General features: G+C 63.0%; 23 protein-coding genes and 2 tRNA genes. 12 read left to right on the forward strand and 13 right to left on the reverse strand.

Annotated features, from left to right (window positions below; all coding sequences use genetic code 11):
• Positions 1-106 precede the first annotated feature (106 nt).
• Both BFE01S_RS13550 and hemN read right to left on the reverse strand, forming a co-directional pair.
• Positions 107-191, reverse strand: a tRNA-Leu gene (locus BFE01S_RS13550).
• Between the two features lie 122 nt (positions 192-313).
• Positions 314-1,699 (reverse strand): oxygen-independent coproporphyrinogen III oxidase, encoded by a 1,386-nt coding sequence (gene hemN / locus BFE01S_RS13555; RefSeq protein ID WP_028225977.1) that lies wholly within the window; start codon positions 1,697-1,699, stop codon positions 314-316.
• 165 nt (positions 1,700-1,864) lie between these two features.
• Here hemN and BFE01S_RS13560 point away from each other — a divergent pair, with 165 nt between their 5' ends.
• On the forward strand, positions 1,865-2,155 hold the full coding sequence (locus BFE01S_RS13560) for a YkgJ family cysteine cluster protein (protein WP_028225978.1): 291 nt from the start codon (positions 1,865-1,867) through the stop codon (positions 2,153-2,155).
• Positions 2,156-2,221: 66 nt separating this feature from the next.
• On the opposite strand, the gene BFE01S_RS13565 is transcribed toward BFE01S_RS13560, so the two are convergent.
• Entirely contained in the window at positions 2,222-3,418 is a 1,197-nt protein-coding gene (locus BFE01S_RS13565) for an acyltransferase family protein (RefSeq protein ID WP_169742627.1), read from the reverse strand.
• Between the two features lie 332 nt (positions 3,419-3,750).
• On the opposite strand from BFE01S_RS13565, the gene BFE01S_RS13570 reads away from it, so the two are divergent.
• Together BFE01S_RS13570 and BFE01S_RS13575 are read left to right on the forward strand one after the other, a co-directional pair.
• The gene (locus tag BFE01S_RS13570; RefSeq protein ID WP_028225980.1) at positions 3,751-4,338 is read left to right on the forward strand and encodes a DUF1439 domain-containing protein; all 588 of its coding nucleotides are present in this window, start codon (positions 3,751-3,753) and stop codon (positions 4,336-4,338) included.
• Between the two features lie 72 nt (positions 4,339-4,410).
• The gene (locus BFE01S_RS13575) at positions 4,411-5,259 is read left to right on the forward strand and encodes an undecaprenyl-diphosphate phosphatase (RefSeq protein ID WP_028225981.1); all 849 of its coding nucleotides are present in this window, start codon (positions 4,411-4,413) and stop codon (positions 5,257-5,259) included.
• A gap of 66 nt (positions 5,260-5,325) precedes the next feature.
• On the opposite strand, the gene trmB is transcribed toward BFE01S_RS13575, so the two are convergent.
• The 5 genes from trmB to BFE01S_RS13605 all read right to left on the reverse strand — a co-directional run bounded on the left by trmB (position 5,326) and on the right by BFE01S_RS13605 (position 8,278).
• Complete coding sequence (gene trmB / locus BFE01S_RS13580) at positions 5,326-6,096, reverse strand: tRNA (guanosine(46)-N7)-methyltransferase TrmB (protein WP_028225982.1); 771 nt, start codon at positions 6,094-6,096, stop codon at positions 5,326-5,328.
• Positions 6,097-6,355: 259 nt separating this feature from the next.
• On the reverse strand, positions 6,356-6,565 hold the full coding sequence (locus BFE01S_RS13585; protein ID WP_028225983.1) for a hypothetical protein: 210 nt from the start codon (positions 6,563-6,565) through the stop codon (positions 6,356-6,358).
• Positions 6,566-6,782: 217 nt separating this feature from the next.
• Positions 6,783-6,857, reverse strand: a tRNA-Gly gene (locus tag BFE01S_RS13590).
• A gap of 282 nt (positions 6,858-7,139) precedes the next feature.
• Complete coding sequence (locus BFE01S_RS13600) at positions 7,140-7,817, reverse strand: MgtC/SapB family protein (RefSeq protein WP_028225984.1); 678 nt, start codon at positions 7,815-7,817, stop codon at positions 7,140-7,142.
• Between the two features lie 86 nt (positions 7,818-7,903).
• Positions 7,904-8,278: an NUDIX hydrolase gene (locus BFE01S_RS13605; RefSeq protein WP_028225985.1), complete on the reverse strand. Its 375-nt coding sequence runs from the start codon at positions 8,276-8,278 to the stop codon at positions 7,904-7,906.
• A gap of 631 nt (positions 8,279-8,909) precedes the next feature.
• On the opposite strand from BFE01S_RS13605, the gene BFE01S_RS13615 reads away from it, so the two are divergent.
• From BFE01S_RS13615 to rpsU, 6 genes are all read left to right on the forward strand, one after another.
• The gene (locus BFE01S_RS13615) at positions 8,910-9,113 is read left to right on the forward strand and encodes a cold-shock protein (protein WP_028225987.1); all 204 of its coding nucleotides are present in this window, start codon (positions 8,910-8,912) and stop codon (positions 9,111-9,113) included.
• 274 nt (positions 9,114-9,387) lie between these two features.
• On the forward strand, positions 9,388-9,612 hold the full coding sequence (locus tag BFE01S_RS13620) for a hypothetical protein (RefSeq protein ID WP_028225988.1): 225 nt from the start codon (positions 9,388-9,390) through the stop codon (positions 9,610-9,612).
• A gap of 244 nt (positions 9,613-9,856) precedes the next feature.
• Positions 9,857-10,111 (forward strand): hypothetical protein, encoded by a 255-nt coding sequence (locus BFE01S_RS13625; protein WP_028225989.1) that lies wholly within the window; start codon positions 9,857-9,859, stop codon positions 10,109-10,111.
• 159 nt (positions 10,112-10,270) lie between these two features.
• Positions 10,271-10,537 (forward strand): translation initiation factor IF-1, encoded by a 267-nt coding sequence (gene infA, locus BFE01S_RS13630; RefSeq protein WP_028225990.1) that lies wholly within the window; start codon positions 10,271-10,273, stop codon positions 10,535-10,537.
• 337 nt (positions 10,538-10,874) lie between these two features.
• Positions 10,875-11,165, forward strand: a complete 291-nt coding sequence (locus tag BFE01S_RS13635; RefSeq protein WP_028225991.1) for a hypothetical protein — start codon at positions 10,875-10,877, stop codon at positions 11,163-11,165.
• A 166-nt stretch (positions 11,166-11,331) separates the two neighbouring features.
• The gene (gene rpsU / locus BFE01S_RS42995) at positions 11,332-11,544 is read left to right on the forward strand and encodes a 30S ribosomal protein S21 (RefSeq protein WP_084169804.1); all 213 of its coding nucleotides are present in this window, start codon (positions 11,332-11,334) and stop codon (positions 11,542-11,544) included.
• A 542-nt stretch (positions 11,545-12,086) separates the two neighbouring features.
• Here rpsU and BFE01S_RS13640 read toward each other — a convergent pair.
• Both BFE01S_RS13640 and BFE01S_RS13645 read right to left on the reverse strand, forming a co-directional pair.
• Positions 12,087-12,650, reverse strand: a complete 564-nt coding sequence (locus tag BFE01S_RS13640) for a YggT family protein (protein WP_028225992.1) — start codon at positions 12,648-12,650, stop codon at positions 12,087-12,089.
• Between the two features lie 75 nt (positions 12,651-12,725).
• Complete coding sequence (locus BFE01S_RS13645; RefSeq protein WP_028225993.1) at positions 12,726-13,046, reverse strand: EthD family reductase; 321 nt, start codon at positions 13,044-13,046, stop codon at positions 12,726-12,728.
• A 574-nt stretch (positions 13,047-13,620) separates the two neighbouring features.
• Here BFE01S_RS13645 and BFE01S_RS45020 point away from each other — a divergent pair.
• Positions 13,621-13,782, forward strand: a complete 162-nt coding sequence (locus BFE01S_RS45020; protein ID WP_169742628.1) for a hypothetical protein — start codon at positions 13,621-13,623, stop codon at positions 13,780-13,782.
• 458 nt (positions 13,783-14,240) lie between these two features.
• Positions 14,241-14,531: a hypothetical protein gene (locus BFE01S_RS13655; RefSeq protein ID WP_028225994.1), complete on the forward strand. Its 291-nt coding sequence runs from the start codon at positions 14,241-14,243 to the stop codon at positions 14,529-14,531.
• 119 nt (positions 14,532-14,650) lie between these two features.
• On the opposite strand, the gene BFE01S_RS13660 is transcribed toward BFE01S_RS13655, so the two are convergent.
• The 3 genes from BFE01S_RS13660 to BFE01S_RS13670 form a co-directional block, all read right to left on the reverse strand.
• Positions 14,651-15,319, reverse strand: a complete 669-nt coding sequence (locus BFE01S_RS13660) for a LysE family translocator (protein WP_028225995.1) — start codon at positions 15,317-15,319, stop codon at positions 14,651-14,653.
• Between the two features lie 129 nt (positions 15,320-15,448).
• The gene (locus tag BFE01S_RS13665; RefSeq protein ID WP_028225996.1) at positions 15,449-16,921 is read right to left on the reverse strand and encodes an NAD-dependent succinate-semialdehyde dehydrogenase; all 1,473 of its coding nucleotides are present in this window, start codon (positions 16,919-16,921) and stop codon (positions 15,449-15,451) included.
• Positions 16,922-17,032: 111 nt separating this feature from the next.
• Complete coding sequence (locus BFE01S_RS13670; protein WP_028225997.1) at positions 17,033-18,601, reverse strand: UbiD family decarboxylase; 1,569 nt, start codon at positions 18,599-18,601, stop codon at positions 17,033-17,035.
• Positions 18,602-19,210: 609 nt separating this feature from the next.
• On the opposite strand from BFE01S_RS13670, the gene BFE01S_RS13675 reads away from it, so the two are divergent.
• Positions 19,211-20,395 (forward strand): lytic transglycosylase domain-containing protein, encoded by a 1,185-nt coding sequence (locus BFE01S_RS13675; RefSeq protein WP_028225998.1) that lies wholly within the window; start codon positions 19,211-19,213, stop codon positions 20,393-20,395.
• Positions 20,396-20,492 lie beyond the last annotated feature (97 nt).

Raw genomic sequence — 20,492 nt, forward strand, 5'->3', positions numbered from 1 at the left:
TGACCGAGCAATGCTTTTTATCGGACTTCGCAGGAAACAAAAAACCCGCGAAGCCTTGTGCTGTCGCGGGTTTCAGGTCTTTGCCCGTTTTAAGCGGACTTGTACGTGGTGCCTCGGGCCGGAATCGAACCGGCACTCCTTTCGGAACCGGATTTTGAGTCCGGCGCGTCTACCAATTTCACCACCGAGGCAGAACCCGACTTCGAATCTGTCGCCATTTATGGCGCATAGACCTACACACATCGGGTAGCCATAGATTATGGCGCAATTCCCGTCATCGGGCAACTGCGGCCGGCCGGCGGCGCGCCCGGCCTCAAACCGTCCGCGAGAACCGCTCGAGGCGTTGCGTGCCGAGATAGCGGTCGAACACCATGGCGATATTGCGCACGAACATCCGCCCGGCTGGCAGCACCTCGAGCCGGTTGGTGCTGCGCGCCACGAGCCCATCGTCCTCGAATGCCCGCAGCCGCACCAGTTCGTCCGCGAACGCGCTTGGGAAATGCACGCCGTAGGCGGCTTCGAATTCGTCGAAGCGCAGTTCGAGATTGCACATCAGCTCGGTAATGACGTCGCGGCGCAGCCGGTCGTCGGCGCTGAGGCGGATGCCGCGCGCGGTGGCGAGCCGTCCCGCATCGATGGCGGCGCCGTAGACTGGCAGATCCTTCGCGTTTTGCGCATAGACGTCCCCAACCTTGCCGATGGACGACGCGCCGAAGCCGATCAGGTCGCATTCCGCGCGCGTGCTGTAGCCCTGGAAATTGCGATGCAGCGTGCGCTGCTTTTGCGCGATCGCGAGTTCGTCGGTGGGCAGCGCGAAGTGATCCATGCCGATATACACATACCCCGCATCGGTCAGTTGTTCGACTACGAGTTGCAGCAGCGCGAGCCGCGTGGCGGGCGAGGGCAGCGCCGCGGGGTCGATGTGCCGCTGCATCTTGAAGAGATGCGGCATGTGCGCGTAGCCGAACACCGAAAGGCGCTCGGGCGCGAGCAGCAGGATCGTATCCAGCGTGCGGCGAAAGCTCGCCACGCTTTGATGCGGCAGCCCGTAGATCAAATCGACGCTGATCGACTCGAAGCCGTTCGCGCGTGCCGCATTCATGCACTCGACCGTCATTTCGAGCGGTTGAACGCGGTTGACCGCATGCTGTACGAGCGGATCGAAGTCCTGCACGCCAAGGCTCAGGCGATTGAAGCCGAGGTTGCGCAGATGCGTGATCGTGGACGCCGACGCTTCGCGCGGGTCGATTTCGATCGAGTATTCGCCTTCGGTGTCGGGGCGCAGCGTGAAGTACTCGCGCGTGGCAGCCATGAGCGCGCTCATTTCCTCAAGCGAGAGGAAGGTGGGCGTGCCGCCGCCCCAGTGGAGCTGCGAGACGGGACGCTTCGTGTCGAAGAGCGCAGCCTGGAGATCCAGCTCGCGAATCAGCTGCTTGAGATACGGCTTGGCACGGGCGCGGTTTTTTGTCGCAATCTTGTTGCAGCCGCAATAGAAGCAGACCGTGTCGCAAAACGGAATGTGGAAGTAGAGCGAAAGATCGGTGTCTCCGGCGCCGGGGTCGGCGGCGGCGCGGCGGTAGTCGGCGGGATCGAACTGCTCGCTGAACTGCAGCGCGGTGGGGTAGGACGTGTACCGGGGGCCGTTCGCGCCGTACTTCGCGATCAGGTCGGGGCGGAAGAGGAGATCGGCATCGCTCATGCGGGACTCTCGTTGTTGGGGCGACGGAATTTCTCGCGCTGGTTGGGTCCAGTTTAAGAGCGTGTCGTGTCCGGCGTTTGCGTAAAAAGGTCGCAGCCGGGGATGGCACAATGCGTCTGGTCCGTCGCTTCGCGGCGCCAATGTGTCGACTGATTCAGGAAGTAGATGGTGAGTGCCGGTTCCCCCTTCGACGTGCCCGTGCACGCGTGCCGCCCCGGCTGCGGCGCGTGCTGTATCGCGCCGTCCATTACGAGTCCGATTCCGGGCATGCCCGAGGGCAAGCCGGCAGGGGTGCGGTGCGTGCAGTTGGGCGACGACGAACGCTGCAAACTGTTCGGGGATGCGCGACGGCCCGCTGTGTGCGGCAGTCTGGCCCCTTCGGCAGAGATGTGCGGCGAGAATCGCGGCGACGCAATCCTCTGGCTTTTGAAGCTCGAAACGCTGACTTCGCCCTAGCGGCGGCGGGTAGCGAGCGCATTGCGGACGCGCGGCCGCTCGCGTCACGCTGGCGTCAAGCCGATATCAAGCAGATTCCTCCAGCGCACCGCGCCGCATCGATATCGTTTGCCGAATCCACCGGGTAGCGCCTTCCGCGCGCTGCATGGCGGGTTTTTCAATAAGATGAAAAGTCGTAAAGCAGACCAGGATAAGTACAGGTGTTGCCAATAAAACTGAAATCCAGTGTCCTAAGGGGGAAAGCGATGCTGAGTATCCCGATTTTTCTATGAAATTGAAAAGCGTAAACAGAATGAACCCATGCAATAGATAAAGACTGTACGACATCTCTCCAAGAACGCGAGACAGTGGGCTGGTTAGCGAATTGAACAGCGTCGCGCCTCCGGCAATCAGGGCGAAACTCAAGGAGAGCAGGGCGAGGACTTTGTGAGAATAGGATGTCGGGAAGGCAAAGAGTGCCGTGAGAATTGCGACAATGGCAACAATAGATGAAATTCTATTCCCGGCGAGCCGGCGGAACCAGGGGTAACGCACCAGTATTGCGGCTATGGTGCCGCAAACGAACGTCTCCAGATTGATTGGCAATGCATGAATTTTCATGAAACCCAATACGCCGATCAATCCCGTTATCAAGAGCGGGAATGTCGGTATGCTGCCGATTGCGACGGAGAGTAATGGAAGACAGAGATAGAAAGCCAGTTCGTAGGGAAGCGACCATGTGACTCCAGCCAGAATGATCTTCGTGTCCTGCACGCCATTGAGCCCTGGTGTCCCGAAAAAAGTGAACCCTATCCATCGAAATGCGTCGATTGCCAGGGTCTGCGGGGATTCCGCCATGGCGAAATGCGAAACGGCGGCGACTGCCATGAAAAGCAATGCCATCGCGAACAAGTACAACGGAACAAGTCGAAAAAATCTGGAGACGTAGAGCTTCATCCAGTCGATGCCTTTTTCCCTTCCATCTATTATTTTTGTAGAGAACAAAAACCCGGTAATCATGAAAAACAGGCCCACACTGCTTTGCCCCAGGCCGGTGAAGAGATTCGACGGAGGCGGTTGCCACACAGATGTTCTTAAATAAAAGAACCATATGCACGAGTGGTGCATAAAGACAAAAAATGCAAGATAGCCTCTGAGTCCGTCAATAGTCGTGAAGCGCCCCATGGCTTTCGGAGCGCCAAATCGCAATGTGAGGGCTTTAACCGTAGCCAGCGCCAGGAGCAACGCTGCAATGACGGGAAGCGGACTGGTAGGGCTCATCATTCGATTTGACCTTGTTGCAAAGCCAACGCTATACCGGACCGAATGCAGCATACGCGTTTTCCTGGGCGAAAAGGCCGGGAATCGTCGTGCAGTGTTATCGAGCGCTCATTGGCCCCAGGCAGGATTCGGGGCCACGGGGCGCCGCGGCCGGCGCTCTGCTTGCCGTGCGCTCAAAAGGGCTGAAGCGCATTGGGCGTTCGTCAGCGAACGACAGCAAACGACAGCAAACTTGCCGTTAAACTACGCACGGCAAGCCTGCAGGCGTGCGCGGCGGGCGCTGCACCCACGTTTCGAACGGCTGCCCTCGCGTGGGCCATTCAAGGAGATTTCGCATGATTCATACCGCAACGCGCGTTTCCCGGCGGGCTTTTCTCTTCGTGGCGTGTGCCGCGGCGAGCACGGCCATCTCGCTGGGCGCGTGTGCGACGGGGATCTTCCCGTTCATCCCCGATCACTACACGTTCTCGCAGGACCAGGTGCAGGCGGCCGTCCAGCGCAAATTCCCGTACCACCGCTCGGTGCAGCAGCTCTTCCAGGTTTCGCTGACGAATCCCGTCGTCGTGCTGCAGCCCGATCGCAACCGCGTGGCCGTGCGCCTCGATGCGGAGCTTCAGAGCCCGCTGCTCCAGCAGCCGGTGGACGGCGTGTTCACGCTGTCGAGCGAGCTTGCCTACGACAGCGCGGCGCACGCAGTCGTACTGAAGTCGCCTTCGGTGGACAGCGTGGACATGCAGGGGGCGGCCGCCGTCTACGGGCAGCAGGTGGGTGCAGTCGCCGCGCTCGCCGCGGCGCAGATGCTCGACAACTATCCCGTCTACACGTTCAAGCCCGAGCAATTGCAGTTTGCCGGGGTCAACTACGAACCCGGTACAATCACCATCCTTACAAACGGCATACGCGTGCAGATCGTCGAGAAGTGAGCCGACGGGACGCCGCCGCGTGCAGCCGCCCGCGGACTCGCCGCGCGGCGCGAACCCCCGCGAGGAGATGGGATGGACTGGCTACTGTTCTGCAAGGCGCTGATTCTGGGCATCGTCGAAGGGTTGACCGAGTTCCTGCCGGTTTCGAGCACCGGCCATCTGATCGTCGTAGGTAGCGCGCTCAATTTCGACGGCAACTACGAGAAGACCTTCGATGTCGTGATCCAGTTCGGCGCAATCCTCGCCGTGTGCTGGGAGTTTCGCGGCAAGATCGGCAGCGTGATCGCCGGGCTGCCCACGCGGCCCGACGCGCGGCGTTTTGCGTTGAACGTGATCGTGGCTACCGTGCCGGCGGTCGTGCTCGGCCTCCTGTTCGAGAAGGCCATCAAGTCGGTGCTGTTCGCACCGGTGCCCGTGGCATTCGCGCTCGTGGCCGGCGGCCTCGTGATCCTCTGGGTGGAAGGGCGCCGGCGGCGCCAGGGCGCACCGGCCGCACAGACGCCGGCGCGCGTGCGCTCGATCGACGACATCCGGCCGCTCGACGCGTTCAAGGTGGGTTGTGCGCAGTGCTTCGCGCTGATTCCGGGCATGTCGCGCTCGGGCTCGACGATTATCGGCGCGATGCTGTTCGGCTTCGAGCGGCGCGTGGCGACCGAGTTTTCGTTCTTCCTCGCGATTCCGGTGATCTTCGGCGCGACCGTCTATGAACTGCACAAGAACTGGCAGGCGCTTTCGGTGGACTGGCTGAGCCTTTTCGGCGTGGGCTTTATTGCCGCATTCGTGAGCGCGTTCGTGTGCGTGCGCTGGCTGTTGCGCTTCGTCGCCTCGCACGATTTCACGGCGTTCGCCTGGTATCGCATTGCGTTCGGTCTTGTGATCCTGCTGTTCGGTTACGGCGGCGGGCTCGGGTGGGACGAGTGAAAACAACAAGGGGCGCTTCGGGCGCCCCTTGTTGTTCGTGCAACCATCTAAAAGCTCAGCGAAAACTCACTGCTCGCGGCGGCGAAACACGAGGTCCCACACGCCGTGGCCGAGCCGCAGACCGCGCCGCTCGAATTTGGTCACCGGACGATAATCCGGACGCGGCGCGTAATCGGCGGCCGTGTTTTCCAGCGCGGGCTCCGCACCCAGCACTTCCAGCATCTGTTCGGCGTAGTTTTGCCAATCCGTCGCGCAGTGCAGATAGCCGCCCGGCTTCATGCGCGAAACGAGCAGTTCGACGAATTTCGGCTGGATCAGGCGGCGCTTGTGATGGCGTGCCTTGTGCCAGGGATCGGGGAAAAAGATGTGCACGCCGTCGAGGCTCGCGGGCGCGATCATCTGCTCGAGCACCTCGACCGCATCATGCTGGATGATGCGGATGTTCGTGAGGTTCTGCTCGCCGATCAGCTTGAGCAACGCGCCAATGCCGGGCTCGTGGACCTCGACGCCGAGAAAGTCGTCGCCGGGCCGCATGGCGGCGATTTCTGCCGTGCTTGCGCCCATGCCGAAGCCGATCTCCAGCACGCGCGGCGCGCGGCGGCCGAACACGGTGTCCCAGTCGGGCTCGTGCGGCGTGTACGGGACGACATAGCGCGGGCCGAATTCGTCGAGCGCGCGGCGCTGCCCCGTCGAAACGCGGCCGGCGCGCGTCACGAAGCTGCGGATGCGGCGGCGGTGCAGAACCTCGCCTTCGGCGGCGGTGTCGTGCGCTTCTCCCGATGCGTCGTCGGGCTGCGGGCAGTCGGACGGGACTGCGTCGTTCGGGTCGTGAATCATCTTCGAGGATGGGGCAGGTGAGGGCAATGCGGCAGTGCCGCCTGGCGCGGCGTTTGGGTGTGCCGGTTCGCCGGGCTTGCCAGTTTTGCCAATGAGGATCGCGCAAGTCATGCGGGATCGGGATTGGGTGGCCGGTCGGGCCAATCTCTTGCGCAGGACAGGGCGCGCCCGCGGATGCCGCGGGCTGCTGCACGGCTGCAAGCTGCGCTGGAACCGACGCGCATTATAGCAGCGCCGTCTCGCGGGGCCGCCAGCAGGCTCAGTCGGCCGAGACCGTCACCTGGACGGGCGCCGGATGCGTGAGCTCGAAGCTGTCGATGCGGCAGGCTCGCACGTCCAGCAACAGGCGCTCCAGTTGTTGCGCGGTGTCGTGGAGCGGCTGGGCAGCGGCGGGGAGACGTCCGTTGGCGTCGGCGAGCAGCTTCTTGCGGGTGTCCACGAGCAGCGCGATCGCACTGCGGCGGGACATGAAAAATCGTTCCATCGTTGACGGCCTCGCGGACGGCGCGAGACGAGCCGGGTTGCATCGGGATCATGACGCGCCAGCCGCGGCGAACACCGGGGTGACCCATGACGAGCCGGACTTCGAACGTGCGCGGGACGTACGAAAGGGGGGATTCAGGGCAACCCGGGGAGACTGCGCGAGGCCAGCTGCTGTGTGGCCATGCAAGGCTGGTGAGCCGAGGTGGAGCGGGCGATGGGAATCGAACCCACGTCTCCAGCTTGGGAAGCTGGGGTAATGGCCATTATACGACGCCCGCAGAGCCGGTAATTCTACAGGGAATTTGGGGGTTTGGGCAGTGGTGCGGTCTGGACGCTGGCATCGAAACTGGCGTGGGGCGCTGACGAAGCAGTGGTGTCGCTACCGGGCGAGGCTAGCGCAGGTTCCGGGCGAACCAATCGTCTACGATCCTGCAGGCTGCGCTGTAGCTGTCCTGCGCACGTATTCGCTTGTCCGGCCGAAAGTTGTTGCCATCGAACCCGACGCAAACCTCCAGTGCAAAGCCGTTGTATTCGCAGTTCCTCGCCATGTCCCGCGCCGTTCAGTTGCCTCGCCGGCACTCGCGCACGCCAGACATGATTTCAAGCCGCGAGCAGATCGCGGAAAACTCGCCCGGGGTCACACGTGACAGTGAGATTTGCACGTCGTCGAGTTCGGGATCGTCTTCGGATTGCTGCACAATAAACTGCTTCACGCGGATGCTTCCCGAGCCGAGCGCGCGTTGCAGCGTATCCACGGAAACGCTGCCGCGCTCGACGAGCAGTTGTATGTTGCGCTGCTGGCGCACGGAAATGAAGCGGCGCTCAAGCGGTTTGATGCCGGCGAGAATCACCAGGATGATGACGGTCGCGCCGATGGCTGCGGTGTACATGCCGCCACCGACCGCGAGGCCCACCCCGGCGACGGACCACAGGCTGGCTGCCGTAGTCAGCCCGCGTACCACTTCGCCGCGAAGCAGGATCGACCCCGCGCCGAGAAAGCCAATGCCCGATACGACCTGCGCCGCGACCCGCGACGGATCGAGCACGACATTCTTGTTGCCAAGCACGTCGGCAAAGCCGAATGCGGACACGAGCATCATCAGGCAGGCGCCAACGCTGACGAGCATGTGCGTGCGCAAGCCCGCAGCCCAACTCAGCCTCTCCCGCTCGAAACCGATCACACTGCCCAGCAGCGCCGCCATGAGCAGGCGCGACAATATCTCAAAATTACCTATCAATGTTTCAGTCCCAATAGTCAGCGCGCGTTCCTGTGACCCGAGGCGCGAGAAGTCACAAAGGCGGGCACCCGAGCCCGGCCGGAAGGCTAGATTGTGACATTTTTGTGACTGAAAATGAGGCTGACAATTTCAGCCGTGGGCACGCTGGTAATCAGCGTGGCCACCTTGCGGGGCCGAAACCATCGGCATCTGAGGATTTCGTTGCCCGGCTCGGGCCGTGCATCCCCAGGCAGGATTGCGTAGAAGACGTGATGGCGTTTGTTCAGCCCGCCAAACTGGAACAGATAGCCGAGGGTGTGCCCCGAGAGCGTCGTTTCTTCGACGAGTTCGCGTCTGGCGGCATCCGCCGGAGATTCGTCGCGCCGTATCGTGCCCCCGGGCAACGACCACCGCGCGCGTCCGCGCTCGACAAGCAGGATTCTGCCGTCCTGCCAGCACACGATGGTTGCTCGATCTTTCATGCTTGTGGGTCCGGCTCCGGTGCTCTATTTTCCAGGAGGGATCGAGACGTCGCACAGGTGAGCGGTCGCCCGAACAAGCCGGGTGAATCCGTACTCCGCAGCAACGATTGAGCCCGATGCGTCGCTTTCCTGGGTGGCCATTTCGACCATCGTATTTTGACGGGGAGAAAAAGAGATGAAAACCCGCTCGTCGTTCGAGATCTGCGCGCCGCTCGGCATTTTCGCTGTAGCCTGCACCCTCTCGCTCCCTTAGGGGAGCGGCGTGCAATTCCGTTTTTTCGATCCCGCCGCAGCAGGTGCGGTGCCGCCCTGGCCTGTGCCTGGCCGCCGCCTTCTGTCTACCCCGGTCTCCCCCGCGCGCCATGCCAGGCAAGGGTGCGCAGCCAATCCGGTCCGCAAGGTCCGCATCGTTTTCGCTGCATAACGGACCTCCTCGCGAAGCAGTTACAAGATAAGTATTGACGTTCGTGACATCTAGCGGGTATTGTATGGATCGAAGTTCAAGAAGTTCGATTGCTGTTCATCAATTGCTCGCTCTCCGTAGCGGTATTCGTTGCCCTCTCCCTCCTTGACGCTTCACAAACCACTCTTTAATAGAGTAAATTTTCATTTCTTTCCTCAAGGATTTTTCATGGATACCGGTACCGTTAAGTGGTTCAACGACAGCAAGGGCTTTGGCTTCATCACCCCGGACAAGGGCGGCGACGACCTGTTCGCGCATTTCTCCGAAATCAGGAGCGACGGCTTCAAGACGCTCGCTGAAAATCAGAAGGTGAGCTTCGAAACGAAGCAAGGCCCGAAGGGCCTGCAAGCGGCTAACATCAAGCCGCTGTAAAGTTGAAGGGCCCGGCCTCCTGTGATGGATGCCGGGTTGCAGCAACCCCCTCGCGGAGCTTTGTCTCCTCAATTGGGCGCGATCGCTTTTCGCCGCACCTGCTTATTCAGCAGCCTGCCAAGCCCCACGCGCCTCGCTGCGCCTCATTCTCCCCTCAGGCTTCAACGCCTTTTGCTTTCCGACTGCGTCAGATTCAGCTCGCAATGGCTTTGAATCCGCGTGCCTCTGCACATTTCGCACGGTACGCACGCACTCGAACATCATTAAAATTAAAATGCATAACAAACAAATTCAGCAATACAACGGCTATGCCGTCCAACCCTCGGCGCATCGTTTGCCCGACGGTAGTTTTTCATCCAACCTGCTGCTCGAGCGCACCGATAGCGCGCGCGCCGAAGGCCGCTACCAGTTCTATTCGCTCGATTACTTCACGAGTGAAGAGCAGGCGCTGCAGCACTCGACCCGCTGGGCGCGCAACTGGGTCGACACGCGCGGCTAAAGGCGACACCCAGTTCCGCAAACCCCGCGTTATGCTTCCCGAACACTTCGGTATCCTGTCTATTTGGATGGGACAGTCCAGCACGCTGCCACCATCCCGGGACAGGCACGGAGAAAGACGGCAAACCGCGGCGTTTCGCAGGTGTTGACGGCGCTGTCACGGCCATCACGTGTACAATGAAGCCATGCCCCTGCGCACAACCCCAACAAGAGGCGCGTTGGTTCGTCAATAGACGGAGCGCCTCATGTACCGGATGATCCCGTATCGGGGTTTCGAGATTCATGTTGAACTGACGTCTTCGGCAGAGGACCTGTACAACGTGAGTTTCCAGATAAAAGGTAGCCAGAACCTCGCTCTCATTGGCGAGCGAGGCAGCAGTATCCGTTTGCGCAACGGCCCCTTTACCCGCCGCTGGGCATACCTCATTGCAGAGGTGGCGGGGCAGGCAGCGATCGACGTGCTACTTGGACCGTCCAACGACGATAGCTTTGCTGCCTGATCTGCAACGCGGTTCTCCCGAACTTCCCTGCATCCGATGCTGGACCGCAGACTTCCCGCTGCTCCCGATCATGCGAGCGTTGCGCTGTGCAGTGCTCGCCGCTTCTCACTCGGGCGAGACGCCTCGACGGGTGTTTCGCTAACTACTCAGGAACCTTGAATGGCAAAAGAAGAACTGCTGGAACTCGATGGCATCGTCGACGAAGTGCTGCCGGACAGCCGCTACCGCGTCACGCTCGACAACGGCGTGGTCGTGGGCGCGTACGCATCTGGCCGTATCCGGAAGAATCACATCCGCATCCTTGCAGGCGATCGGGTCACGCTGGAACTCTCGATGTACGACCTGACGAAAGGAAGAATCAATTTTCGGCATAAGGACGAGCGCAGCGGCGGCGCAACGCAACGGGCCGCGTTTCGCCGTCGCTGAAGCGTGCTGCGCGAATGTCGGCTGCGATACGGCGCCATGCGCATACCCGCAGTCGATCCATGCAGTCGGTCCACGCAGTGGAGCCAGTCTGCCGGCTTCGCACACGTAGCGCAGGCAAGAAACATTCGCTGTACAAACAGGGTAATGGGTGTAGGATGAATCCGTTGATTGACCCACAGCCCTTCTCTGCGCCTCCCCAGTCGGCTTTCCAACGGAATCGGGCCGCTCCCTTTCATCACAGGCCGAACAACACGGCCGATCACGTGAAGACTGAATTCAGTCGCTCACACCCTTTTCCCGATTTCGTCGCGTGTTGACGCGGCTTCAAAGGTGTTTCATGGCAACCGGTTTCCGTCTCTACCGTGGACTGGAAGTTTATCCACTGGTCTATCCACACCGTGCCACCGAGCCCGGAAGTGGGCATAACTACGATGAAGGGTTCGACGCGGCCGTGCGTATCCAGGAGCCGGGAAGCTCGGGGGACGCGCCCCGCAGCCGGGTATTCCAGCTTGCTGTGACGAGGCCCTTCCAGAGCGCCGGCGACGCGCGGCGTGCTTCGGCTGCCTATGCGGAACGCCTTATCGACACGTGTTCCCAGGACACGAACATCCTCGATCTGGAATTGTGATTCGCACGTCGCCGGCTTCGACATGCGCGAAGACGCCATTGCCCATGCGAAAAAAATGGGCGCACGAGTGGCTGGACGTGCGCTTTGGCTGAAGAGAAATAGAGCAGCGAACTTCGTCGCGGACGTCTGGACGATTCGCGGCGCAAACTCATAACCAGGAAGAAAATTGACTACTGTAACGCCCAAGCTGAACGAACCGGTGGAAGTCGCGTTGCGCCGTTTCCGACGTTCGATCGAGAGCACCGGTTTGATAAAGGAACTGCGCGCCAGAATGTCTTATGAAACACCGACTGCGAAACGCAAACGAAAGAAGGCTGCCGCTGTGGCCCGACTCCGAAAGCAGATCAAACGGTCGTTGCCGCCGAGGAAGCTGTACTGAGCCCAGATTGTTAGGCGGGCAAGCGAGCGGCGACTGTGCTCCAGGAGCACCTGTTGGCAGCGGCGCGGCCCGGATGACGGCAACAGGTTGCGGATTCAACCAGTTTCGCCGTTGCCTTCCGCTGTTGTACGTTTTCGGCGGGGCATCTTCATTGTCGTCGGGCGTAACGTCGAGCAACATGCCATAGCTAACCCGGAGCCAGTCTTGAGCGTGCCCAGGCGAGTGTCTCGCAAAGACAAAGACTCTTCCTCCATCCTTGAGATCCCCGCGAAGTCCGCCGGACTCGTCGACCAGTGAACGACCTTCCTTGACTGTCTTCACGCGGTTCCAGACATCAAAAATTCGTGGGCGCTTCAAGCTGCGCATCTTTTCATTAATAGTGCAGGCGCGAAGAGTTGCTGCCGATTTTCGCTTCCGGCATATAAATGCATCCGGTAGCGTCTACGGTGGCGCTCAGGCTGGCGATCGCATGCGCGTGACCGGCGGAATCAGGGGCGACCGGGCCGCCCCTTATCCCTGGATGTGTTCGCCGCACTCGACCGTCAAATCCCGAACAGCGTCAGCGAAACGGCGGCGCGCGTGACCACCATCAGCAGCACCTGCACGATAACGAACAGCAGAATAGGCGAGAGATCGAGCCCACCGAACTGAGGCACGATGCGCCGCAGCGGATTGAGGAACGGCGCGGTCAACTGGTACAGCACGGGCATGGCGGGCGAACCCGGATTGAGCCACGAAAGCAGCGCCATCAGGATCGTGAGCCAGATGATGAGATTCAGCGCCCACTTGATGAGCGTGAGCAGCGCGACGATCAGGAGCGTGGGCAGCAGGCCGAGCGGGTCGACGCCGGCGAGCCAGACCATCAGCAGCACATAAACCAGGGCGGCGACCAGCGCCGCAATCACGCTTGCCCAATCGATGCCGCGCATGCCCGGAATCACGCGCCGCAAGGGCAGCACCAGCCAGTTGGTGACCTGCTGCACGGCATGCGACACGGGGTTGTACGCCGGCACCCGGACGTATTGCATCCACGCGCGCAGCAGCAGCGCGGCGCCGAACAGCGTGAAGACGGTACTAAGCAGAAAACGGGCGATATCGCCGAACATCGGTGTCTTTTCCTTCGTGTGGTTGGCGCCGGCGCGGACGGTGGCCGGGTCGCAAGGCGGTCGGGGCGCTGTCGCTCAGACCGATACTTTGATTTCGCTGATCAGAATCGTGCCATTTCCGCCGTCGGTGTAGTTGGGAATGTCGTCGAGCAGCGTCTGGGCGTGGGGCTGGAACGCGTCGTAGAACGCCTCCGGCGTGTCGAACAGAAAGTGTCCCGCGGCGACATACGGCGGCGGCGTGCCCGGCGGCCCCGCGTTGATGCCGATATCGACCGACCAGCCCCGCAGCGTGTCGCCGAACAGGCGCGCGGCGAGCGGCATATGTCGCGTGGCGTAGTACTCGCTGTCGAAGCGCCCGTTTTCGCGATACGGATAGAGGATGCTGACCTTGATCATTGTGCGTTCTCGTCGGTGGACCCCATGGCGCGCCCGCATGGTCCGGGCGGTGCGCGTGCCGCTTGCCACATTACCACGGCTTTTAGGGGCGCTGTGCACTGTGGCGTCGCGCCTGCATGGGTACGCGGCAGGTTTCTCCCCAAACGGGTAAAGTGGTTTCATCGGCGTGGGTTGCCGTGCCGGCGGGAAAGCGGACCGGTTGCGGCCACATCCCGGCTGCGTGAGGGTTTTCCGCGTGCACACGGGCTGTGTTCGCTATCGTACCGAAGCCGGGCGTGCAGGCGATTACAAAGAATCAGGGCGGATGGCCCGGCGCGCGGCGCCGGAGCCGCGATGTCCGTGCCGGGCGCAGGCGCCGTGTAAAAGGTGCCGCATCGAGCACGACAGCCGCCCGCGCGATGGCCTGGACCGTCGCGATCGACAGGTCAAGAGACAATAAGGTGGGACTGCGGCTATCTCGCAACACCGCGGTCACTGCTTCAGATTTTGCGCACAATGGTCTTAATGGTTTCGGTTTTTGTGTTGCAGTTGCGTGCGCTGTTTCCTGTCGGCAGTCCGATTCGGGAGTTCACTCATGAGCATCTTCGCTTACCGAAAGCATCTGCGGTTTCTCACGCCCATCCAGCGGCGCCGCTGGTGGGATCAGAAGAAGCGCCTGAAGCCCAGGGTCCAGATCAGCGGCGCCTACGTGCCGCCCAGCATTACGCGAGAGTTCACTTACGTGAAGGTCGGATAGCGGTGCGCGCCCGATGACGGGCGCGCCCGGTAGCGGCCGGCAAATCGCGCCGCAAGTCAGTCAGGATGCCCGGTCATGGACCGGGCATCGTCGTTTACGCGCCGCCAGGGCGCCGTTGCCCGCAGGTCACTCGTAGCTAATTAAGCCAATTTGTAATCAAACTTTACCGCGCAATCCGCCCGGAAGGCACTGACGGACGGTAAGAATGACTTTGCGTCCCCAGGTCTGAGGATTAAGCCCGTGGAACCGCGTATCTGCGGGGTTCTACGGATACGGGCGCGGCATACCGGGGGATTTTGCGTACCGGCTTCGGGCGAAACGGGATTGCAATTTGCAACAAATGGCCACGTCTTGAGCGCTCCATTTTCGATACATTGGGATCGTGGGTTGTGGCCGTCTGTCTAATAGATTGAACTCGATTGAAGTTGGCGCCGTTGTTGGCTGTCAGGAGAAGAGAAGTGAAAAAGACCGTTTCGTTTATCGTTGCCGCTGCGTTGGGTTTGGGGCTGGTCAGCGCAGCCGAGGCGCACGTTTCGGTGGGCATCGGTATCGGCATTCCGGTTGCGCCCGCTTATCCGGTGTACGCTGCGCCGGTCTACGCGCCGCCTCCGCCGCCCGTGGTCTATGCGCCGCCGCCGGTTGTCTATGCGCCGCCGCCGGCCGTCGTGGTGGGCGGCTACTGGGGCCATCCGTACTACTGGCATCACCCGTATTACCACGGCTATTACCACGGGTACTATCGCCGTTGATCGCGGGCGGCGATCGCTGCCTCGCCACCTCGCGTCTCCACGCACGCTACGGCGCAACGCTGGCTCATGCCGCGTTGCGCCGTTCTCGTTTTACGGTTGCCTGCCGCGAGCCGGGTCGATCACGACGCGTGCTGAACGATCAGATCCCGGTAGCCGTGCACGATCACGCTATAGGAGAAGTACGCAAAGAGCAGGGCGGACAGCACGTGGCAGGCGCGCAGCAGGGTCGTGCCGGCGCGCTTGCGGCCGTGGCTTGCGAGGCTGCACAGGAATAGCGTCCAGCCGAGTCCGCCAAGGAAGAAGCCGCAGAGGAAGAGGGCCGCCGCCCCGGCGCTCGTTGCCCCCGACTTCGCGATCAGCGCGCCGCCCACCGCGGCGAACCACAGGATCGCACTGGGCGAGGAGAGCGCGAGCAGGACGCCGCGCAGGAAGCCGCGCCACGGGGACAATGCGGGCGAGACCGGGTCCGCCTCGCCTTCCACGGGCGGTGCCGCGGCCGGATTGAGCGCCTCGCGCGCCATCTTGAAGGTGAGCATCAGCAAAATGGCCGAGCCGCCGATCCAGACCACCCAGCGCACCGGTTCGAACTGCAGCAGCGCGGCCATGCCCGCCAGGGCGAGCGCAGCATAGGTGAGATCGCCGAAACAGGACCCGAGGCCGAGCCAGAAACCCGGCTTGAAGCCGTGCGAGAGCGTGAGCGAGATGATCGCGACGTTGACGAGGCCGATATCGAGGCAGAGCGAAAGCGAGAGGAAGAAGCCGTCTGAGAGCAGTGAGAAATGAGGCATTGAGGCGAGGCGTTAAAGCGAATTTGTTGTTTGGACTTCTTTATTGTGCAGACTGGCGTGTGCGTAGAAAGCGGGCGGCGCGGCGCCCGCCGCTCGCTTCACTACTTGACGAGTGTAAGGTCTCGATAATCAGACGCCAATACACAGGTATTTGAGCTCGACATACTCGTCGATGCCATATTTAGAGCCCTCGCGCCCGAGCCCCGACTGCTTCACGCCGCCGAATGGCGCGACTTCATTCGAGATCAGGCCGGTGTTGATGCCCACCATGCCGTATTCGAGCGCTTCGGCCACGCGCCACACGCGGCCGATGTCGCGGCTATAGAAGTAGGCGGCCAGACCGAATTCCGTATCGTTGGCAAGATGGATCACTTCCGCTTCGTCGCGGAAGCGGAACACGGCGGCCACCGGTCCGAACGTTTCCTCGTGAGCGATCAGCATGTCGCGCGTGACGTTCGCGAGCACCGTCGGTTCGACGAAGCGGCCTTCGCCTACGCCGCCCCCCGTGACGAGCGTTGCACCCTTCGCCGTGGCGTCGGCAATGTGCTGCGCGACCTTCTCGACCGCGGCGTCGTCGATCAGCGGGCCCTGGGTAATGCCCGCCTCGAAGCCATTGCCGACCCGGATGCCGCGCGAGGCCGCCGCGAGCTTTTCGACGAACGCATCGTAAATCGCATCGTGCACATAAAAGCGGTTGGTGCAGACGCAGGTTTGCCCGGCGTTGCGATACTTCGAGATCATCGCGCCTTCTATGGCCGCGTCGAGATCGGCGTCGTCGAAGACGATGAACGGCGCGTGGCCGCCCAGTTCGAGCGCGACCTTCTTTACGGTGGGCGCGCACTGCTGCATGAGGAGGCGGCCCACCGGCGTCGATCCCGTGAACGAGAGATGCCGCACGATGTCGCTTTCGCAGAGCGCCTTGCCGATTGCGATCGAATTGGCCGCATCGGCCGTCACGACATTGAACACGCCGCGCGGCACGCCCGCGCGCTGTGCGAGTTCGGCCAGCGCCAGTGCGCAAAGCGGTGTCTGCCCGGCGGGCTTCACCACGATCGTGCAGCCCGCCGCGATGGCGGGCGCGACCTTGCGGGTGATCATGGCGATGGGGAAGTTCCACGGCGTGATCGATGCGCACACACCAATTGGCTGCTTCAGGACGACTAACTTCTTGTCCGCGGCGGGACTTGCGAGAACGTCGCCGTTCACCCGCTTCGCCTCTTCGGCGAACCATTCCAGAAACGATGCGCCGTAGGCGACCTCGCCGCGCGCTTCGGCCAGCGGCTTGCCCTGCTCGGCGGTCATGATGGCGGCGAGGTCGTCGGCGTGCTCGATCACGAGTTCGAACCAGCGGCGCAGGATGGCCGCGCGCGCCTTGCCGGTCAGCGCGCGCCAGGCGGGCAGGGCGGCGTGGGCCGCCGCAATCGCGCGCCGGGCTTCGTCGGCGCCGAGGTCCGGCACGCGGGCGATTTCGGCGTTGTCGGCGGGGTCGAGTACGGCGAACTCCGCGGTGCCGCCGCTCCATTCGCCGTCGATCCAGGCGCGTGTCTTGAAAAGGGCGGGGTCTTTGAGCTGGGTCAGGCGCTCCGATGCCGACAGAATCATCTTCGTGTCTCCTGAGTGCGTGAACGGCGCGGCAACGGCCGCGACGCCCTTCCGCCGGAAGGCGCGGGGCGCGCCCGATCCGGCCGGAGCGGGCACCGGGCGCGCGGCGCCTCAGAGCCCGAGTTCGTCGTACAGCGTGTCGACGCGAGACTTCACGCCGGGGTCCATCTCGATCGCGCGGCCCCACTCGCGCGTGGTTTCGCCGGGCCACTTGTTGGTGGCGTCGAGCCCCATTTTCGATCCGAGTCCCGCGACCGGCGAGGCGAAATCCAGATAGTCGATGGGCGTGTTCTCCACGAGCACGGTGTCGCGCGCGGGGTCGATGCGCGTCGTGATCGCCCAGATCACTTCCTTCCAGTCGCGAATGTTCACATCATCGTCCACCACGACGATGAACTTTGTATACATGAACTGGCGCAGGAAGCTCCAGACGCCGAACATCACGCGTTTGGCATGCCCGGGATAGCTCTTCTTCATCTGCACGATCGCCATGCGATAGCTGCAGCCCTCGGGAGGCAGATAGAAGTCGGTGATCTCGGGAAACTGCTTTTGCAACAGCGGCACGAACACTTCGTTGAGCGCCACGCCGAGCACGGCGGGTTCGTCGGGCGGCTTGCCGGTGTAGGTGGAGTGATAGATCGCGTCGCGGCGCATCGTGATGCGCTCCACCGTGAAGACGGGGAACCACTCCTGTTCGTTGTAGTAGCCGGTGTGGTCGCCGTAGGGGCCTTCGAGCGCATGTTCGTAGGCGGCGCTCGCTCCCTTCGCGGGCCGCGGCGGCGCGCCCGCGGGCGCCGGTTCCGGCGTGCCTTTCTGCGGATAGATGAAGCCTTCCAGTACGATCTCCGCACGCGCGGGCACCTGCAGCGTATCGGCGCCGGGCGTGAGGCATTTCGCGAGTTCGGTGCGGCCGCCGCGCAGGAGCCCGGCGAACTGGTATTCCGAGAGGGTGTCGGGCACCGGCGTCACGGCGCCGAGGATGGTCGCGGGGTCCGCGCCCAGCACGACGGCCACCGGATAAGGCTCGCCGGGGTGGCGCAGGGCGAATTCGCGAAAGTCGAGCGCGCCGCCGCGATGGGCGAGCCAGCGCATGATGAGCTTGTTGCGGCCGATCAGTTGCTGGCGGTAGATCCCGAGGTTCTGACGCGGCTTGTTCGGTCCGCGCGTGACGGTGAGCCCCCAGGTGATGAGCGGACCGGCGTCGCCGGGCCAGCAGGTCTGGATGGGCAGCTTTGCGAGGTCCACGTCCTGCCCCTCCCAGACGATTTCCTGGCAGGGCGGCGAGCTGACGGTCTTCGGCGCCATGTCCCAGACGGCCTTGGCGAGCGTGAGCAGCTTGCCGGCGTCCTTCAGGCCGCGCGGCGGCTCGGGTTCCTTGAGCGCCGAAAGCAGCCGCCCGACGTCGCGCAGCGACTCCAGGGCGGCGCCGTCACCGGCGCTCTCGGGCGTATCGAGACCCATGCCGAGCGCGACGCGGCGCGGCGTGCCGAACAGGTTGCCGAGCACCGGGAACGCATGCGCCGAACGGTTTTCGAAGAGGAGTGCTGGGCCGCTGGCGCGCAGCACGCGGTCGCACAGTTCGGTCATTTCGAGCACCGGGGAGACGGCTTGCGGGACCCGGCGCAGTTCGCCGAGGGTCTCCAGGCGAGCAACGAAGTCGCGCAGATCTTTATATTTCATCGGGAGCGGGATGGTGCCGCACCGGGCGGCAGCTGCGGGGCGCCGCGGCCTTCGCGAGGGCGGGCGCGGGCGGCGGATTCGATTGTCGATTTTACCTGTGTTGGCTGACACACGCTGCCGGACACAATGCGTAATGGGAGGCAAGGTGAGGTGAACAGGCCGGAAACGCGCATGGTGCGTGGCTCTGCTCGGACTGAACGCTGTTCATCATTACAATTAGTTATAAATATGACATTCTATAGTATTGACGATCTATAAAACGCTGCTAGAATCCGTCCACACTGGTTGCAGGGCTTGCAAATTTTAGCCATCGTCCCGGTCCTTCAGACGCAACGCGTCGCCGTTTAGCCGATTCCCTGCACGGCTTTTCACGGTTTAGATTGGTTGTCCTTGCCAGCGCGTCTGTGCGCTGGCTTTTTGCGTGAGAACTCCCGCGCCCCCTCGGCGCGCTTCGATCAGTACCGGAGGAGTTCCACCGCGGCGAACTTGCCGTTTTCCCGACGCCGCTGCCGCACCAGCCAGGGCGCGCGGTGTCTTGATCCTGCATCGGGCTGTTGGCCTCGTGCCGCTCCCCGGTCTGCCGGATCATGCATCATGGGAGATCTGTAGATGAATACCTGGTTATCGTGGTGGCGCGCCGACGAGCGTCTAGCGCTTGGTCTGCGTGCGCTGCTGCGGCGTGGCACCCGTCTGAGCCATCACCTGTTCAGCCTCGTTGGCGGTTGTGCCGTCCTGCTCGCGCTTGCCCTCTGGCTGCTGCCCACGTGGCGCGGCACGCTGGCGGCGCGTTTGATGCCCTTCGTGTCGGCGGCCGTGCAGGCCGGACCGGCGCGCCTCCTGCAAGGCAACCCGCTGCCCTCGTTCGCGCCCCCGGGTGCGGCGACCGACGACAACGGCAGCGACGGCGCCATGCTGCCCGTGGCCGTCTCGGCCGACGCCGGTGTGAATGCCGCAAACGGCGCCGCCAATGCCGCAGCCGCGGCCCAGCCGGGCTCCGGCGTCGCCACGCTCGACGCGGTGGCGCTCAACGGCCTCGATCCGCGCTCGCTGCCGAGCGTCGGCTCGCTTGCCCGCATGATTCCGTCGCAGCGCATCACGCCCGATGCCCGCGACGACCGCATTCTCGTTTCGGAGCGCGAGCAGGCGCTCGTCGCCGGCTATCTCTCGCGCCGCTATCGCGTGGCGCAGGAGCCGGTGGCCGAACTGGTCAAGGCCGCATTCGATACGGGCCGGGAAGTGGGGCTCGACCCCCTCCTGCTGCTCTCGGTGATGGCGATCGAGTCGGGCTTCAACCCGTACGCCGAAAGCGGCGTGGGCGCGCAAGGGCTGATGCAGGTGATGTCGAAGGTCCACTCCGACAAGTTCCAGTACTTCGGCGGCCAGAGCGCGGCGCTCGATCCGCTCGCGAACATCAAGGTGGGCGCGCTCGTGCTCAAGGATTGCATCGCGCGCGGCGGCTCGCTGCCGGGCGGTCTGCGCCTCTACGTGGGCTCGAGCACGCAGGACGACGGCGGTTACGGCGCGAAGGTGATGGCCGAGCGGGGGCGCCTGCGCGACGTCGCCCGCGGCCGCAACGTGCCGGTCAATGCGCCGCAGGCGCCCGTCACGACGGCGACGGGCGGCACGCCTGCGCCGCAGAAGGTGGCGAGCAACAAGCGCGTGCAGGTGACGCTGGACGGTGCGCATCCGATGATCGAGAAGACGTCGGTCACGCCGGACAAGGCCTCGGCGGATCAGGACGACGCCAGCACCACGGCGCAGAAGCACGGTTCTTCGGCCCAGCTTGGCGCGTGATGGACGCGTAAAAGGCCCTTCGTCGGGACTCGTAAAAAATGGCACCCTCGGGTGCCATTTTTTTTGCCTGCGGGGGACGGAGAAACAAACGAACCGA

The organism is Paraburkholderia ferrariae NBRC 106233, from assembly GCF_000685035.1.
Taxonomy (GTDB): domain Bacteria; phylum Pseudomonadota; class Gammaproteobacteria; order Burkholderiales; family Burkholderiaceae; genus Paraburkholderia; species Paraburkholderia ferrariae.